This is a genomic window from Streptomyces sp. M-16, assembly GCF_052114405.1.
GTDB lineage: Bacteria > Actinomycetota > Actinomycetes > Streptomycetales > Streptomycetaceae > Streptomyces.
In genome coordinates this window covers 95885-111134 of record NZ_JBFRER010000005.1, presented here as the reverse complement: position 1 = coordinate 111134, position 15250 = coordinate 95885, and the positions used below count along the sequence as shown (strand labels likewise).

The window sequence follows — 15250 nt, the reverse complement described above, 5'->3', positions numbered from 1 at the left end:
GGGGGGATCATGGACGGGTGCGAAACCTTCCAGGGCGCGACCAGGGGGCCGAGCCGCCCGAGCCCTCCGGACCCACCGAGGGCATCGAAGGGGCCGGTCAGCGAGCACTCGGCGAGGCCCTGATCCAGGTCTGCGCGACTGCGGGGGCGTCCATCGGCATGCTCTACCTGCCCGACCCCACCCGGCGCGTCCTGCATCTGGCAATGGCCCTCGGCCTGGCCCGTGAGTTCGCGCTGCCCTGGTCCCGGGTCATCCTGGAAGATGCCTTCCCGGTGGCCGACGCGGTCCGCGAAGGACGGTTCGTCTGGCTGGGCGGCCAGGAGGAGACTGCCCGGCGCTACCCGCGCCTCGGCCTCGTCCTCCCGTACGACTTCGCCCTCGCCGCCGCCCCGCTCATCCCCGACCCGGTGCCCGAGGCGGCGGAGCCCACGGGGGCCGGTCTCGTCCTCATGTGGCCCGGCTCCCACGCGCCCTACCTGACCGCCCGGGAACGCGACGCCGTGGACTCGGCCTGCGGCCGTCTCGCGAACCACCTGCGCCGGGCCGCCGACGCCGGACACCCCGTCCGTCCGCCGGCGCACCCGGTCATGCTGAGACCGCTTCCCCCTCCCACGCCCGGACCGGCCGAGGCGGCCGCCGCCATGGCCTTCATCCGCCGGCTGCCCGGAGGCAACTGCGCACTCGATCTGAACGGCACCATCACCTTCATCACCGCCGAGGCGGCCGAGATGCTGGGCGCACCCGTCTCCCGGCTCCGCGGAGCCCTGCCCTGGGAAGCACTGCCCTGGATGGACACCCCCGTCATCGAAGACCACTACCGGGCCGCAGCGATCAGCCGGCTGCCCCGCAGCTTCACCGCCGCGCCCCCGATCGGCCGCTACCTCCGCTTCGACCTCTACCCGGACGACACCGGGATCAGCGTCCGCATCACCCCGGTCACCGCCGACGAGCCCGTCCCGCCGCCCACCGCGCCGACGGCCGTCCCCGCGGAGCCCTCACCGAGCCGGGCCACCGCCCTCTACCAGCTCATGCACCTGGCGGCCGCCCTCACGGAGGCCGTCCACGCCCGCGACGTCGTCGACCAGGCCGCCGATATGCTCGTCCCCGCGCTCGGCGCCCAGGCCCTGGCCCTCATGGTGGCCGAGGAGCAGCGCCTGCGCATCGTCGGCTTCCGCGGCTACACGGCCGAGCTCATGGCCCGCTACGACGGCATCCCGCTCGGCGTCCACACGGCCAGCACCCATGGCCTGCGCACGGGTGAGCCCCTGTTCTTCGCGAACGCCGGCGAACTCGCGGCCGCCTTCCCGAACGTCGTGATCGGGGACGACATGGCGGCGTGGGCCTTCCTGCCCCTCACCGCGTCCGGACGGCCCATCGGCACCCTGATCCTGGCCTACGCCCGTCCCCATCCGTTCGTCCCCGGTGAACGGGCGATCCTGACCTCCCTCGCCGGACTCATCGCCCAGGCCCTGGACCGCGCCCGCCTCTACGACTCCACCCACCAGCTCGCCCACAGTCTGCAGACCGGCCTGCTGCCGCGCGCCCTGCCCGGCGTCCCGCACCTCGAAGTGGCCGCCCGCTACCTGCCGGCGGCGCACGGGCTCGACATCGGGGGCGACTTCTACGACCTCATCCGGATCGACGACACCACCGTCGCCGCCGCCGTCGGCGACGTCCAAGGCCACAACGTGAACGCCGCCGCCCTCATGGGCCAGGTCCGCACAGCCGTCCACGCCTCCGCCGGAGCACATCCGGCGGAGGTCCTCGCCCGCACCAACCGCCTCCTGACCGACCTCGAACCCGGCCTGTTCACCAGCTGCGTGTACGCCCACATCGACCTCGCGGCCCGCACCGCCCACCTCGCCACCGCAGGCCACCCGCCCCCGCTGCTGCGCCATGCCGGCGCCCCGGCGAAGATGCTGCACCTGCCGCCCGGACTGCTCCTCGGCATCGACGCGGACGCCTCCTACACAGCCGTCGAGATCCCGTTCGAGCCGGGCACCCTGCTCGCCCTGTACACCGACGGGCTGGTAGAGGTTCCCGGCGAGGACCTGGAAGATGGCATCGCGGCCGTCGCCGCCCGCATCACCGCGACCCACCCACGCCACCCGGTGAGCACGCTGGCGGACGACCTCATCGGCCAAGCCCGCGGCGGAGCCCCCCGTACCGACGACATCGCCCTGCTCCTGCTGCGCCACGCCCAGGAGGGGCGGCACACCTGACAGGGCCCGGGGGTACATCCGGCTCCGGGGCTCCGGTTCGCCGCCCTATTGCGCAGTCCAGCGGTTCTCCGCGTTGCGCGTCCGTGCCCGAGTCGTCCCTCCGGATCGTGTACGACGCTGCAGTAGCCGCTCATGGCCGGATCACTTCCTCCGGGGAGAGCCCGACGGGCAGTTCGGTGGGCTCGGTGGCCATGACACCAAACCGCACTCTCTGCTTGGTGCCTACTCGCCCCCCGCCTCGGGAAAATAGGGCGGCGTCCAGGGGAGTCGTCTCCTCCGGAGAGTCCCTGCCCGCTCGGGGCGCCTTGGCCTCAGGCCCAGCCAGGCGACGAGGGGCGACGCGGGCAACGGCGTCAAGCGATGCACAAGAGCCGATTGACGACATCGGGCGAACCGACCGCACGCGAAGGCGTCCAGCCGTGGACAGCCGACGAGGCCACAGCCGGGGCGGCCGGTGTCCCGGTACCCGCTTCCTGCTGGTACAGGCCTACCAGGCGCGGGCCCGGTGGCCTCAGTCGTCGCTTCCGAGGCCGCGATCGGGTGCGCTCATGTCCCCCGTCGCGGGAATGCCGCCGGCGAGTCCGTAGCGCAGATAGACGGTGCCCTTGGGGCTGGCTGCCGGGGGTGCGAGGAGCCTGACGTTGGTGGGCACCGCGCCGTCGTCGAACACCTTCTTGCCGACGCCGAGCACGATCGGGTGCAGCCAGAGGTCGAGACGGTCGAAGAGCTTCTCGCGCAGGAGGGTCTGCACGAGGTTCAGGCTCCCTACGACCTTCACGTGCTCGTGCCGGTCACGGATCTCTCGCACCGCGTCGGCGAGGTCCGGACCGAGCTGCGTGGACCCGGCCCATGAGAGGTCGGGCTTGCCGCGAGAGGCCACGTACTTCGGGACGCTGTTGAAGAGCGTGGCGAACCCGTTGTCCTGACCGCCCTCTTGGTGGGGCCAGTAGGCGGCGAAGATGTCGTACGTCCGCCGGCCGAGCAGAAGGGCGTCCGTGCCCTCGTACGCGGCATCGACCTGTGCCCCGGCGACCTCGTCCAGCAGGGGCGCCTGCCAGCCGCCGAACGGGAACCCCACCGGGTCCTCGTCGGGGCCGCCGGGCGCCTGCCCGACGAGGTCGAGGGTCGCGAACATCTCGATGTCGATGAGGCCCATGGCTTGCTCCTGGTGAGTGGATTGTCTCCGTCAAGAGATAGACCAGCGGGCCCCCGCAAACTCATCGCCGCGACGCAACCGACTTCGTTTGACCCACCGCCGGGCCTTCCCGCCGGTGCCTGCCCCAAGGCGCGGCAGCGACCGCGGCGTGATGCGGGCCGGGCGTGTCTCGGTATCGTGGAAGGGAAAGAGGGTGGCGGACGGGGCATTCCCACTTCGATGGAGCCTGTGCCATGTCGTATGTTCGAAGCCTTTCCGCGGGAATCGTGGCCGCGTCCCTGACCTGCGGCTTGCTGCTCGCGCCGGTGGCCGCCTCGGCGCAGGCGGCCTCGCACCAAGGAGGCAGGGCAGTCGCCTCCGGTCTGCGGCTGGCCGGCGAGGTCACCACCCTCACCAGCCGGAAGGACTTCGACGAAGCGCTCGCCGAAGGCGGCCGCTTGACGGTGGTCGCGGCTGGGGCCGAATGGTGCGGGCCGTGCAGGGCGTCCGCGCCCGCATACGCGGCACTCGCCGAGAAGTACCCCGAAGCCGGCTTCTACCGGTTCGACGCCGACGACCTGCCCGACGTGGCACGGGCGCTGGCGGTCGAGTCGATACCCGCCTATTACCTCTTCCGGGACGGAAAAGAGCTCGGGTCGTACGTGAACGCCGCCCCCGCGAAGCTGAACGACGCCGTCCGGGCCGCCTACGACGTCGGCGGAGCAGCAGCCCTGGCACCGGCCCGGCAGCGCTGACGCCGGGCGCGCGGAAATCGCTCACCATGGACGGGCCCTGTCGTGGCGGGCCAGGTGCGCGGCGGCGAGCGTGACCAGCGCCGGGCCGCTGTCTTCATAGGCGAGCGGGGCGAAATCCGAGGGCGGGGCGTAGCCGTCGGGCACCGGTGCCGCAGCCGTCCCCGTCGGGGAGCCTCCGCTCCGGCGCGGGCGCGGACCTGCTCCCGCCACGTCGGCCACATCCGTGCCGCCACCACCGCCAACTCGGCCCGCAGTCGGCCGGCCCCGGGACCGCGCCGCGTGCTCGGGGACCTCGCCCAGCGCACAGAGCATCACCCCCGCGGCGTCCGACGCCGTCGCCCCGCCGGCATCCCCGGCCGCACCACCCGGACCGAAGACTTTCGTCGCCGCGAGCGCGAACGCCGGCGAGCGGCCGACCACCCCGGCCCCGACCACGAGCCCACCGGGCGAGCCGGTCTGCTTCGGGCCCGACAGGCCGGCAGGGCAACCAGAGCCGTCAGGACCCGGCCGCGTGTGGCGCTGCCGGGGTGCGGCTTCGGCCGGATCGACATCTGGCCGGACCGTGCGGGCGGCTGCGGGCGGTGCGCAGGCCTCGTACCCGGCCGGACCCTCGTTGGGCGGTGTCGCGCGTACGACTGGCGGCAGCGGTAGGGCACTTACAGGCTCTTCGTGCCCCAACGGGCCATCCGACGTGTGGGAGTTGCGGGAATGTTCCGAGGTGACCGTGCCGGACCGGGGCCTGTTCCACGTCATCGTTCCGGACGCGACACCCTGCTCGGTGACGCCGCACACCCGAGGTTCCCGATGGGCATGAACGGCGGTTCGCAGTCCGTCGTCGATGCCCGTGTGCCGGCCTGGTGCCCGGCACGGGAACGCGACACCGTGGCCGCGCTTCGCCGCTACGACCAGGTGGGTCGGCCGACGGCCACTGCGGTCGTACTGGCCAACGGGGATTCGGGGCCGGGAGAGATCACCGCACGAGCCGCGGCGCGCGGCGGAGACCTGCCCGACGGCCGGGCCGAGAGGATCGCGAACCGTTACGAGGAGTCGGCCAGGCCGGCGTGGCGCAGGTCAACGCCCACCCGTCGTAGACGGTCCCGGTCTTGCCGTCGTAGACGGGCTTGAGCCGGGAGTCGATCACCATGGGGCGCCGCGCCCGCGTCGCCGGCGGAAGCGTCGGACGCAGGACTGCCGTATACGGCGTACGCCTCTTGCGTACACCGTCCCCGATGCGTACAGTGTTCACACAGAGAGAACATTGTACGCATCGGGTGGGAGCAGGCATGCTGAAGAACGTGAGCTGGGACGAGCAGGGCAACTGGGACGCCACGGGCGCGTGGGGTTCCCGGGATTCCGCGGGGCGGAACCTGGACCCCGCCCACTGGCAGGCGCGCCTCGACGCCCTGCGCGCCAAGCACCACGTCCCGGGCGCATCCCTCGCGCTCCTCGTCGACGGAACCGTCCACGAACTGGCCAGCGGTGTGCTGCACCGCGGAACGGGCGTGGAGGCGACGACCGACACGGTCTTCCAGATGGGCTCGATAGCCAAGGTCTACACCGCCACCCTGATCATGCAGCTCGCCGAATCGGGTGAACTGGACCTGGACGCCCCGGTCGTCGACGTACTTCCGGAGTTCTCGGTCGCCGACCCCGAGGCGACCAGGGCGATCACCACACGTCAGCTGCTCAGCCACACCGGCGGTCTCACCTGCGACTTCACCCACGACAGCGGGCGCGGTGACGACTGCCTCGCCAAGTACGTCGAGGCGGCGAAGGGCGTGGCGCTCGACTGCCCGCCCGGCACCGCGATCTCCTACAGCAGCGTCGGCTACAACGTGCTCGGCCGGATCATCGAGGTGGTGACCGGCAAGGTCTGGGACCAGGCGCTGAAGGACCTGCTCCTGACCCCCCTCGGCCTCACGCACACCATGACGCTGCCCGAGGAGGCGCTACGGTTCCGCGCGGCGATGGGGCACTTGGGCGAGCCGGGCCAGGACCCGGACCCGGCACCGGAATGGGACATGATGCCGCGCTCGGCGGGCCCCTACGGCAGGGTCATCGCCACCGCGGGGGACCTCGCCCGGCTCGCCCGGATGCACCTGGCCGGCGGCGTGGCCGAGGACGGCACGCGCATCCTCTCCGAGCAGGCGGTCGCGCTGATGCAGCGCCGGGTGGTGGACTGTCCCGACAAGTGGACGGTCAGCTCGGACGGCTGGGGCCTGGGCTGGACCCTGTACGACTGGAACGGCGTCCAGGGCTACGGGCACGACGGCGCCTCCATCGGGCAGTACGGCTACCTGCGCGTGGTGCCGTCGGCGGGCGTCGCGGTCGCGCTGCTCACCAACGGCGGCGGCGCGCGGGAGGTGTACGCGGCGCTCTACCGCGAACTCCTCGCCGAACTGGCCGGGGTGACCATGCCGGAGCCCTTCGCCCCGCCGGCCCAGCCGCCTGTGGTCGACTTCGCGCCGCTGGTCGGCACCTACCGACGCGAGGGCGTGGTCATCACCGTGACGAAGCGGGACGGCGCGGGCCACGCGGTGTACGAATTCGTCGACGGCATGAAGGACTTCTCCGAACCGCTCCGGATCGACCTGCTGCCGGTGACGGAGACGGTCTTCGCCGGTACGGGGGTGGGCGCGGCGTTCAGCGAGGACTACATGCCCGTGGTCTTCTCCACGCTGCCCGACGGCACCGGCTGCGTCTACATCGGCATGCGCTGCGGCCCCAAGATCGCTTAGCACGACGAACGCGCACCGGGGTGGCCGTTCCGTTCAGGGGGCGCTCGGGGGCGTGAAGGCCGGGGCCGGGGCATCGAGCCCGCGCACCAGGTACTTCGTCAGGAGGCGCCCGCTCGCCCTCTCCGCCACGGGGTCGGCGGGCAGCGGCCATCGGAGCTGCTCGTACAGGTCGATCCGGTACAGGTCGATGGCCGCCTCGACCAGGTCCGCGAAGGTACGGGCCCGGGCGGGGAGGAGGATGAGGCAGGTGCTCGTGACGACCGCGAGGCTGACCGGCAGGGCCCACGGGGTCCAGACGGTGAAGGCCGAGAACAGCAGGCCCCACAGGAAACCGGCGACCGCGCCGTCCAGGGCCGTCCGGGCCGCGATGAGGTCCGCCCTCGCCTGGCCGGGGAGGAGCAGCCACATGTGGGGCCAGACCGCCACCGGGTCCAGGCCGTACTTGTCCACCGGACGGCTCTCCCCGGCGCGGAGGATGTTGCCCACCCGGGTCGGCATGTAGCGGTCCGGCCGGCTGGGCCAGTCCCGGCGCCGGCGGTCCAGGTGCTGGAAGCGGGCCCGCTGCTCCGGCGTGGCCCGCCCTTCCGCGACCTCGTCCGCGAGCTCATGGAGCTCGGTGAGGACGCGTCGTGCCGATCGCCTGGTCCCCCACAGCAGCAGCGGCCGCAGGAAGGCGACCGGCCGGGGCAGATACCCCTCGATCAGCCGCAGCGTGCCCTCGACCGCCCAGCCCACCACCACGCTGCTCGTGGCGACCCCGACGAGCAGGGCGAGGAGCGCCGCGATCTGACCCGCGGCGGACTGGCGCTGGAGCCAGGTGCCGAGGTCGGAGAGCCGGTGCCAGCCTCCGTGTGCGAGCAGCCAGGCGAGCAGCCCGCCCGCCCAGAACACCAGGGCCGGTCCGGCCGCACCCGCCCACCGGTCGGCGAGTTTGCCGCCGACCGACTCCCAGAACTTGCCGATCACGCGGGGCCGGCTTGCGAGCGCGTCAGCCGCCGACCGTGACTGGGGCATTCGGGGATCTCTTCCCCGACCTCGAAGCGGTACCAGATGAGGTCGCCCCCGGGGCAGTGGAACCGGTCGACGTCGACGATCTCGCCGTCGCCGGAGAGCCGCACCTCTCGGACGCGGGGCGGGCGGTGCTCCGGATCGGCGAGAACGGCCGACGCGAAGGCGCGCAGTGTCGCGTCGGCCGAGAAGGCGGTCGCGAGCTCCTCGTCGACGTCTTCGCCCCGCGCGGCCCGGACCAGCAGCGAGTCGAGGAGCTGGTCCGTTCGGCCGGCTTGGTCGGCTCCGAGGAGTTCCTTGAGGTATCCGCGGACTGTCCTGGCGGTCATCAGGAGATCTTCACTCACACTCACCCACCCCCGGACATTCCTACCACAATCCCGTTTCGGACAAGTGGGGTTGAGGGACAATGACGACGTCGTATGCGGGGTCGTCCACCGGGGGGAACCTTGAACGCTCCCAGCCGTCGCGTGCCGGTGCAGTACGAGCCCGCGGCCGTCGCCGCGGTACTCGCAGAGATGCTGGTACAGGGTCCGTACGACGTCGACGGGTTCGTCGCCGGCCACACCTTGCTCCTCGACCGTTACGACCTGGCCGCGGCGGTCCGGCTGGCCTGCGGGCTCGAGCCCGGTGCCGCCCTGGATGCGCTGACCGCACGGCAGTGGACCAACATGGGCCTGCTCCACCTCTACCGGGGTGAGGTCGAGCAGGCGGTCCGGGTGCTCGACCGCGCGCGCTCCCTGGGCGACCCGCAGGAGCGGACCGTCGTCGACATCTACCTCGGGTCCGCGCACCAGGCCCTGGGTGACGACGCGGCGGCGGTCTCGGCCCTGGAACGCGCGGTGGCCTCCGGCACCCGGGAATCGGGCTTCGCCGCCCAGGCGCTCGCGATGGTGGTGGAGCACCACGATCCGCACCGGGCCGTCGAGTTGCTGTCGTTCGCGGCTCGCCAGGAGGGTACTGCGGGCGGTCAGGCGGCCTTCAACCTGGCCGTGCTCCTCGCCAAACGGGGTGATCGGGAGGGAGCGGAACGGGCGTACTGGCAGGCGGTCGAGGAAGGGCCCCGCACCGCAAGGACGTGGGCCGCGAACAACCTGGGCAATCTGCTCAAGAGGGCCGGCGAGCCGGAATCCGCCGAGGCGGCCTTCCGGATCGCGATCGCCGAGGGCCTGGCCGACTCGGCGGTCAATCTCGGTCTGATGTTCGCCGAGCTCGGCAGGGACGACGACGCGCTCGCCGCCTACCGTACGGCCGTGGCCATGCCCGATCCCGACCAGCAGGCGCGGGCCCTGACCAACATCGGTGAACTGTTCCTCGCAGCCGGGCACTTGGAAGAGGCCGAGCACGCCCTTGAGGAGGCCCTCGCCACGGGTCACCCCGAGCATTCCTGGCGCGCACGGTTCGATCTCGGCTCGGCAGTTGCCCACCTTGGGCGGCGCCGGGAGGCGCGGCGCCACTGGGAGATCTGCCTGGCCTCTCCCGTGCCCCGGGTGGCGGAGATGGCCCGCGCCTGTCTGGCCGATCTGGACCGTGGCGTGGTGCCGACCCGGCCGTCCGACGAGACGCACCCGGAAGTGCCCGAGCCCGGGCAGCTCGCCGAGCGACTCGCACACCAGCTGTGCGGCACGGAGACGTGGACCGATGCGCGGGCCCTGTTGCTGGCCCACCCGGAGAACACGCGGGCCATCGCGGAGGCCCTCGCCCGGAACGCGGCGAAGGCCGAGGCGGAGGGGCACGACGGCAACGCGTATGCATGGCGCCAGCATCAGCGGCTCGTGGAAAGGTGCCTGGAGACCGGCATCGACTCGGCCTTCGCCGAGAGGTCCGGCATCGCGGGCATGGCGGACGACGAACTCGCCGTACGGTGCCTGGCCCTGACGGATGCGATCGAAAGCCACCGTGCCACCGGTACGCGCGCCGAGAGCGCCGCACGGGCGGCCGCCGCGCTCCTGGATGATCCCCGATGGCATGGTGCCTCCGAGGAATTCAGGGCCCGGGCCCTGGTGCTGGCCGCCGAGGCGACGAACATCGGTGGACTTGATCTCCCGCACGAGCTCCGCCGGCGGATCATCGTGGAGATGCGGGACCTGTGGCAGCGCTGCCGGCCCCGGTTCATGGGTCTGCTGCCCCACAACCTCGCCGCCGCGCTGCTCACGTACCGTACGGGCAGCGTTTCCCTGGCGGATGCCGACGAGGCGGTCAAGCTGCTGGACGCCCTCGAATTCGCGCAGGACGCGGCTCCCGACGGACAGGCACTGATCCACAGCCTGCTGGCGGAGGCCCTCGCGTACCGCGCCGGCGCGAGTGTCGAGACGAGGGCCGAGGATTTCGAGCGTGCCCTCGCCCTCGCGGAAGCCTCGGTCCGGCACCTCGCCGCGGCGCGGCAACTGGGCCCGAGCGAGCGCTCCCAGGTCCGCGGCAGGGTGAGCCAGGTGCTCGAACTCCATTACGACCTGACCCGCGAGCGGAACTCCCTCGACCGGGCCATCGCACTGAGCCGCGAAGTGGTCGACGCCTGCGGCCCGGCACATCGGCTGACAGCCGTCTACAAACTCTCCGGACTGCTTCTGGACCGGCGCAACGTCGGGGACACGGCGGCTGCCGTCGCCCTGCTCGGCGAGGCGGCCGAGCTCGCTCCCGGCGGCAGCGAGCTCCATGAGCACGTCGTGTACCGGCTGTGCGAGACGCTCCTGGAAGACGGCTACGCCGCGGGAGCCGACGCCCTCCCCGCACGCCGCGTACACGCGCTCATCAACCGCAGGCTCATGGAGATCGACGGCGCCACGACCAGGAGCCGCTGCCGCACGGCCATCCTGCTCGTCCGCCTTTTCGAGCACACCGGGCAGGCCGCCCTCGTGCACAAAGCCGTGCAGATCCTCGAGGCGACACTCGACGCCGGGCTCGACGGGGAGGACGCGGCCCTGGCGACCCAGGTCCACGGGCTCACCCTCGGCGTGCTCTACGAGGCGACCGGTGACGTGGACGCTCTGCACCGCTCGGCAGCGATCCTCCAGGAACTGGCGACCGGGAATCCTCCGGATCCGGAACTCGTCCAGCAGTACGGCACCGCGCTCTACACACTGGGGATCGCGACGGGGGAACTCTTCTACTTCGACCAGGCGATCGACGTCCTCAGGGCCGGATGCGGGGAACGGACCGAACCCGAATTCGTCAGGCAGCTCGCCATCGCCCTGGAGAACCGGGGCCACCGGCTCAACGACATCGGCGATCTCAGCGAAGCGGTCTCCCTCCACCGCGAACTGTACGAGGCGACCGACCCGCAGTCGGCCCTGCGGTGGCGCCACGCGGCCGACCTGGCGACCGCGCAGCTCCGACTCGACGACCTGGCACCCGATCCGGCCATGCTCGACGAGGCGATCACCTCACTGCGCGATGCCGTCGACGGCCGCCCCACCGCGCAGGTCGGGACACGCCCCCTGCACAACCTGGCGTCCGTACTGATGCGCCGGTACGAGCAGACCCGCGCGCCGGAGGTCCTCGACCAAGCCGTCCCCCTGATCGAACGGTGCGTGGCCCACGAGAGCGCGGCCTCGGCGCTGCTGCCCCTGTACCTGGCCACCCTCGGCGAGGCGCTGACGCTCAGGCACGCCCGGGACGGTTCGGAGGAGGACGCCGCCCGCGCGACGGCGACCCTGCGATCGGCCTGCACGCTAGCGGTCGAACAGGGCTTCCCGCTCCGACGGGGGGCCGGGATCTGGGCCCGGTGGGCCGGTGACCGCGGTGCGTGGGCCGAAGCGGTCGAGGCGGCCGAGCTCGGACTGGCCCACCACGAGACCTCCGTACGGACCCAGTTGGTGCGCGTCCACATGGAGGCCGTCGTCGCCGAGCTGGGCTGGCTCAGCTGCCTGGGCGGGTACGCGTACGCGCAGCTCGGCGACACGGCGGCGGCGGCCGTCATCGTCGAGCGCGGACTGGCGGCGATGCTGTCCGATGCCCTGGAACGCGAACCGGCCGACCTGGGCGGGCTCCAGGACGCCGGACGCGGCGATCTCGTCCGCCGCTACCACGACCACACCCATGCCATCGCGGAGCTCGCGACGCTCCTCGATCCTTCGAACGGGGGCGTGCGCCGGGCCGGCGCCCCGGCCGCGGCCGGCCAGTGGGCGGAACCGCTCAAAAGGCGGCACGAGGCCCTGAAGAGCCTCATCGACGAGATCCGCGAGGTCGACGGATTCGGCGACTTCCTCAAACCGCCGGGCCTGCAGGACATCTACGCCGCGGCCGAGGCGCAGCCCCTCGTGTACCTGCTCGCCACGCCCTGGGGCGGGCTGGCCCTCACCATCGAGCGGGGCAAGGACCGCCCCGGTCATGTCGAGCTGCCCCTGGAGCGCGACAAGGCCGACCTCCTCGCGGCGCATCTGCTCAGCGCGAAGGGGCCGGCTGTCCTGCCCGCCATCAGCGTCATCACGGCCGCCCTCTGGACGGCCGTGATGAGGCCGGTGCTGTTGGCCATGGCCGGCCACCGGGCCATCACGCTCGTCCCCGCGGGGTCACTGTCCTTCCTGCCCTTCCACGCGGCGCGGGCGTCCGCGAACCTGCGGGCCGCGCCGGACGACACGTACGCGCTGGACCTGATGCGCGTCACCTACGCGCCCAATGCCCGAACACTGTCCCAAGCCGCCCACCGCGCCCGCGGGCAGCGGGGCCGGGCCTCGCGGCTGCCCACGCGGCTCCTCGCCGTCGACGATCCGGAACCGGGCGCGGCGTCGCTGCGCACCGATGCCGAGATGGCCGCCGCGCTCCGGCGCTTCCCCGACCACGTCCGTCTCCGGGGCGGCGAGGCCACCGCGGCCCGCACGCTGGAGCACCTGCCCGCGTGCGACGTGCTCCACTTCGCCTGCCACGGAGACGTGTCCCTCTTCCGCCCGCTGGACAGCTCACTGCGCCTGTCCGGCGGAGAACGCCTCAGGATCGGCACCCTCATGGACACCCGGATCGATGCCAGACTGTCCGTGCTCTCGGCCTGCTCCACCAACGTATCGGGGATCGAGTCGTCGTACGAGTCGGTCAATCTGTCCTCGGCGTTCCTGGTCATCGGCGCCGCCGGCGTCGTCGCGTCCCAGTGGCAGGTCCCGGACGAGGCGACCAACCTGCTCATGGCGGCCTTCTACGGGTACTGGGAGGAGGACACGGAGCCGTCGGAGGCACTGCGCCAGGCGCAGTTGTGGTTGAGGGACAGCACGAACCAGGAGCTTCGGGAACGTTTCCCGGACACGGTGGGCCCCGGCCCTTCGGAGACCGTCCCCCGGTTGCTGTGGCTGGGGACGAGGCCCTACGCACACCCGTACTTCTGGGCGGGCTTCACGTACACGGGGCGCTGAGCGAGTGCCGGTCCCAGGTCGGGCGGGCGAGGTTCCGGACGGGTTCTCGACCAACTCGGCGGGTTCGTCACGGCTTCAGCTTGTCGGCCTCCCGGATTTCGTGGAGGTGGATGAGGAGGTCGAAGGACTTGGCGATCGCGACGTCGCGGGGCTTCTCGGGGAACTGCGTGCCGATGTTGAGGGTGGGCCGGGCGACGTTCAGCCAGGCGCGCGCGGCGGCGGGGGCCTTGCGGAGGTCGAGGTAGAAATCCTGGTAGCGGACCTGGTCGAGGGTGTGCTCGTTCCTGCCGGGCTCGGCGGCGCCCACGGTGAATTTCTTCCAGTCGCCGCCGAGGGCGGCGTCCTTCGACAGGAACGAGCCCTGGTTGAAGGTGAAGCCGATGGGCAGGTAGTTCTTGCCCATGGTGTCCCGCAGGAATGACCCCTGCGTCTTCGAGTAGAGCTCGGGGTTGTCGGAGACGTAGCCGACGTGGTTGTTGTGCGCCGACACCAGGATCTTGTCGCCGGTGCGCTTCTGCCACCATGCGACGTTTTGCGCCATCACCTCATCGCGGAACCGCTGAAGGCTGTTCAGGGACTCCCGGTCGGCGGGGTTCAAGGTGAGGAATTTGGCGGTCTGGGCGATCGAGCGGGCGTTCTGCTCCGCCCAGTCGAAGGCGTCCGTGCCGGAGCCCTTCTGGCTGCTGACCAGTTCCAGGCCCTGCTGTGCCTTGGCGGCGAGCTGCTGCCGCTCTTCGAGCGGCTTGGCCAGGTAGGCGAAGACGTCGTCGATGGGCCGCAGGCCGGCGTAGAGCTCGTTCAGCCGCGGGAGCGCCTCGGGGTGGTTCTTCTCCACGTAGCCGGTCACGCGTGCGAAGAACGCGTCGTTCAACGAGGGGGCGCCGATGTCGTCTCCCATGAAGTGCACGGGGCGGTCGGGGTGGTTGCTGTTGTAGTCGCGCATCCACTCGATGAGACTTACGAATTCCTCGCGTTCCCAGGGAGAGTTGGCCAGCGTCTGTGCGGCGATCTTGCGGGCATCGCCCTTACCGGTCTGGAGGTAGTCGTCGATCTGGAGTCCCGCGGACCAGCTCAGCTCCAGGGCGAAGGTGGTGAAGCCCTTCTCTTCGACGAGGTGGCGAAAGACCCGCTCTTTCATGGTGAAGAACTCGTGGGAGCCGTGGGTGGCCTCGCCGAGGCCGACCACCTTGGTGTCACCGATCATCCCGGACAGGGCTCGCAGGTCGGCCGTGTTTCCGCCGGGCTCGGTCGCCCGCAGCGGGTGGGCCGCCTGCTCCAGTCCGCGTATCGGGTTCTGCTTCCCACCGGCCGTGGGGACCTCGTTGACGGTGGCCGCATGGACCACCACCGGGGTAAGGGCCGCCCCCGCCGCAATCGCCACCGTCGCCATCAGCCACCGGCGACTGATGGTCTTCGTGTGCATAGCCATGCGTTCTTGCCCTTCGATCAACTTGTGTGTGAATCCTTGAGAAATTCAATGCTCGCGATCCCATGGCCGCCCGCTGAGGCAGCCGCAGGCCCCTTCCGGTGACCCGGTTCATCAGCGCCTGGCCCACCGACACCCGTCCGATTCCCAGCAGCACCCAGAGGGAGGATCTCCATGGATGTCTCGTGGAGAATCCGGTCCGAGCACGAATCACGGGGACTTCCGTTCGGATCGATCTCGGACAGTGCCCTTACAGCGAATCATCGGATTTCGCGGAGATCGTCCGAGCGTGGGATGAGAAGCCGCATGGGGCCATGGGCCTGCTCGTCTACCGGCCCGGGACCCGGGTCCTGGTCCTGTCTCGGCTGGAGGGCGGATTCAGGGGCGGGCTGACCCGCTGTCGGCGTACAAGTGAAACGTGGGCCGCACCGGCACGCCGTCGCCCAGGGAATAGCCACCGCATACAACTCCGGGGTCAACGAGGGCCGTCACCGATCTCAAGCTGCAGAAACGCCTGATGGCCGGACGCGCCGGCGTCCCGCTCCTGCGCCCCCGCGTAGTCCTCATCGCCCACCTCCACTTCGCGCAGGACTCCGGCGAGGCCTGCGAGAGGGACCAACCCGG

At 71.5% G+C, this 15250-nt stretch carries 9 protein-coding genes; 4 read left to right on the top strand and 5 right to left on the bottom strand.

What is annotated here, in order from left to right:
- The first annotated feature begins 17 nt into the window (after window positions 1–17).
- Window positions 18–2222, top strand: coding sequence for a SpoIIE family protein phosphatase (locus AB4039_RS04235; RefSeq protein WP_442269998.1), 2205 nt, complete (start codon window positions 18–20; stop codon window positions 2220–2222).
- Window positions 2223–2733: 511 nt separating this feature from the next.
- Here the strand turns inward: AB4039_RS04235 and AB4039_RS04230 are convergent.
- The gene (locus AB4039_RS04230) at window positions 2734–3378 is read right to left on the bottom strand and encodes a dihydrofolate reductase family protein (RefSeq protein WP_266844251.1); all 645 of its coding nucleotides are present in this window, start codon (window positions 3376–3378) and stop codon (window positions 2734–2736) included.
- Between the two features lie 233 nt (window positions 3379–3611).
- On the opposite strand from AB4039_RS04230, the gene AB4039_RS04225 reads away from it, so the two are divergent.
- Window positions 3612–4112 (top strand): thioredoxin family protein, encoded by a 501-nt coding sequence (locus AB4039_RS04225; protein ID WP_266844253.1) that lies wholly within the window; start codon window positions 3612–3614, stop codon window positions 4110–4112.
- Window positions 4113–4133: 21 nt separating this feature from the next.
- Here the strand turns inward: AB4039_RS04225 and AB4039_RS04220 are convergent, their stop codons facing one another.
- Window positions 4134–4256 (bottom strand): hypothetical protein, encoded by a 123-nt coding sequence (locus AB4039_RS04220; RefSeq protein ID WP_266844255.1) that lies wholly within the window; start codon window positions 4254–4256, stop codon window positions 4134–4136.
- Window positions 4257–5395: 1139 nt separating this feature from the next.
- On the opposite strand from AB4039_RS04220, the gene AB4039_RS04215 reads away from it, so the two are divergent.
- Window positions 5396–6850 (top strand): serine hydrolase domain-containing protein, encoded by a 1455-nt coding sequence (locus AB4039_RS04215; protein ID WP_442269997.1) that lies wholly within the window; start codon window positions 5396–5398, stop codon window positions 6848–6850.
- A gap of 33 nt (window positions 6851–6883) precedes the next feature.
- On the opposite strand, the gene AB4039_RS04210 is transcribed toward AB4039_RS04215, so the two are convergent.
- Together AB4039_RS04210 and AB4039_RS04205 are read right to left on the bottom strand one after the other, a co-directional pair.
- The gene (locus AB4039_RS04210) at window positions 6884–7816 is read right to left on the bottom strand and encodes a hypothetical protein (RefSeq protein WP_442269996.1); all 933 of its coding nucleotides are present in this window, start codon (window positions 7814–7816) and stop codon (window positions 6884–6886) included.
- Window positions 7813–8187 carry a hypothetical protein gene (locus AB4039_RS04205; protein ID WP_442269995.1) on the bottom strand — a complete coding sequence of 125 codons (375 nt, stop codon included), beginning with the start codon at window positions 8185–8187 and terminating at the stop codon, window positions 7813–7815. Before AB4039_RS04205 ends, AB4039_RS04210 begins: the two co-directional genes overlap by 4 nt.
- A gap of 120 nt (window positions 8188–8307) precedes the next feature.
- Here AB4039_RS04205 and AB4039_RS04200 point away from each other — a divergent pair, with 120 nt between their 5' ends.
- Window positions 8308–13200 (top strand): CHAT domain-containing protein, encoded by a 4893-nt coding sequence (locus tag AB4039_RS04200; RefSeq protein WP_442269994.1) that lies wholly within the window; start codon window positions 8308–8310, stop codon window positions 13198–13200.
- Window positions 13201–13267: 67 nt separating this feature from the next.
- Here the strand turns inward: AB4039_RS04200 and AB4039_RS04195 are convergent, their stop codons facing one another.
- Window positions 13268–14629, bottom strand: coding sequence for an erythromycin esterase family protein (locus AB4039_RS04195; RefSeq protein ID WP_266844263.1), 1362 nt, complete (start codon window positions 14627–14629; stop codon window positions 13268–13270).
- Window positions 14630–15250: the final 621 nt, after the last annotated feature.

Bases quoted from the DNA above. Each gene is read 5' to 3' on its own strand.
- AB4039_RS04230 (WP_266844251.1), bottom strand. From the start codon at position 3,378: ATGGGCCTCATCGACATCGAGATGTTCGCGACCCTCGACCTCGTCGGG.
- AB4039_RS04205 (WP_442269995.1), bottom strand. From the start codon at position 8,187: ATGACCGCCAGGACAGTCCGCGGATACCTCAAGGAACTCCTCGGAGCC.
- AB4039_RS04225 (WP_266844253.1), top strand. From the start codon at position 3,612: ATGTCGTATGTTCGAAGCCTTTCCGCGGGAATCGTGGCCGCGTCCCTG.
- AB4039_RS04215 (WP_442269997.1), top strand. From the start codon at position 5,396: ATGCTGAAGAACGTGAGCTGGGACGAGCAGGGCAACTGGGACGCCACG.
- AB4039_RS04195 (WP_266844263.1), bottom strand. From the start codon at position 14,629: ATGGCTATGCACACGAAGACCATCAGTCGCCGGTGGCTGATGGCGACG.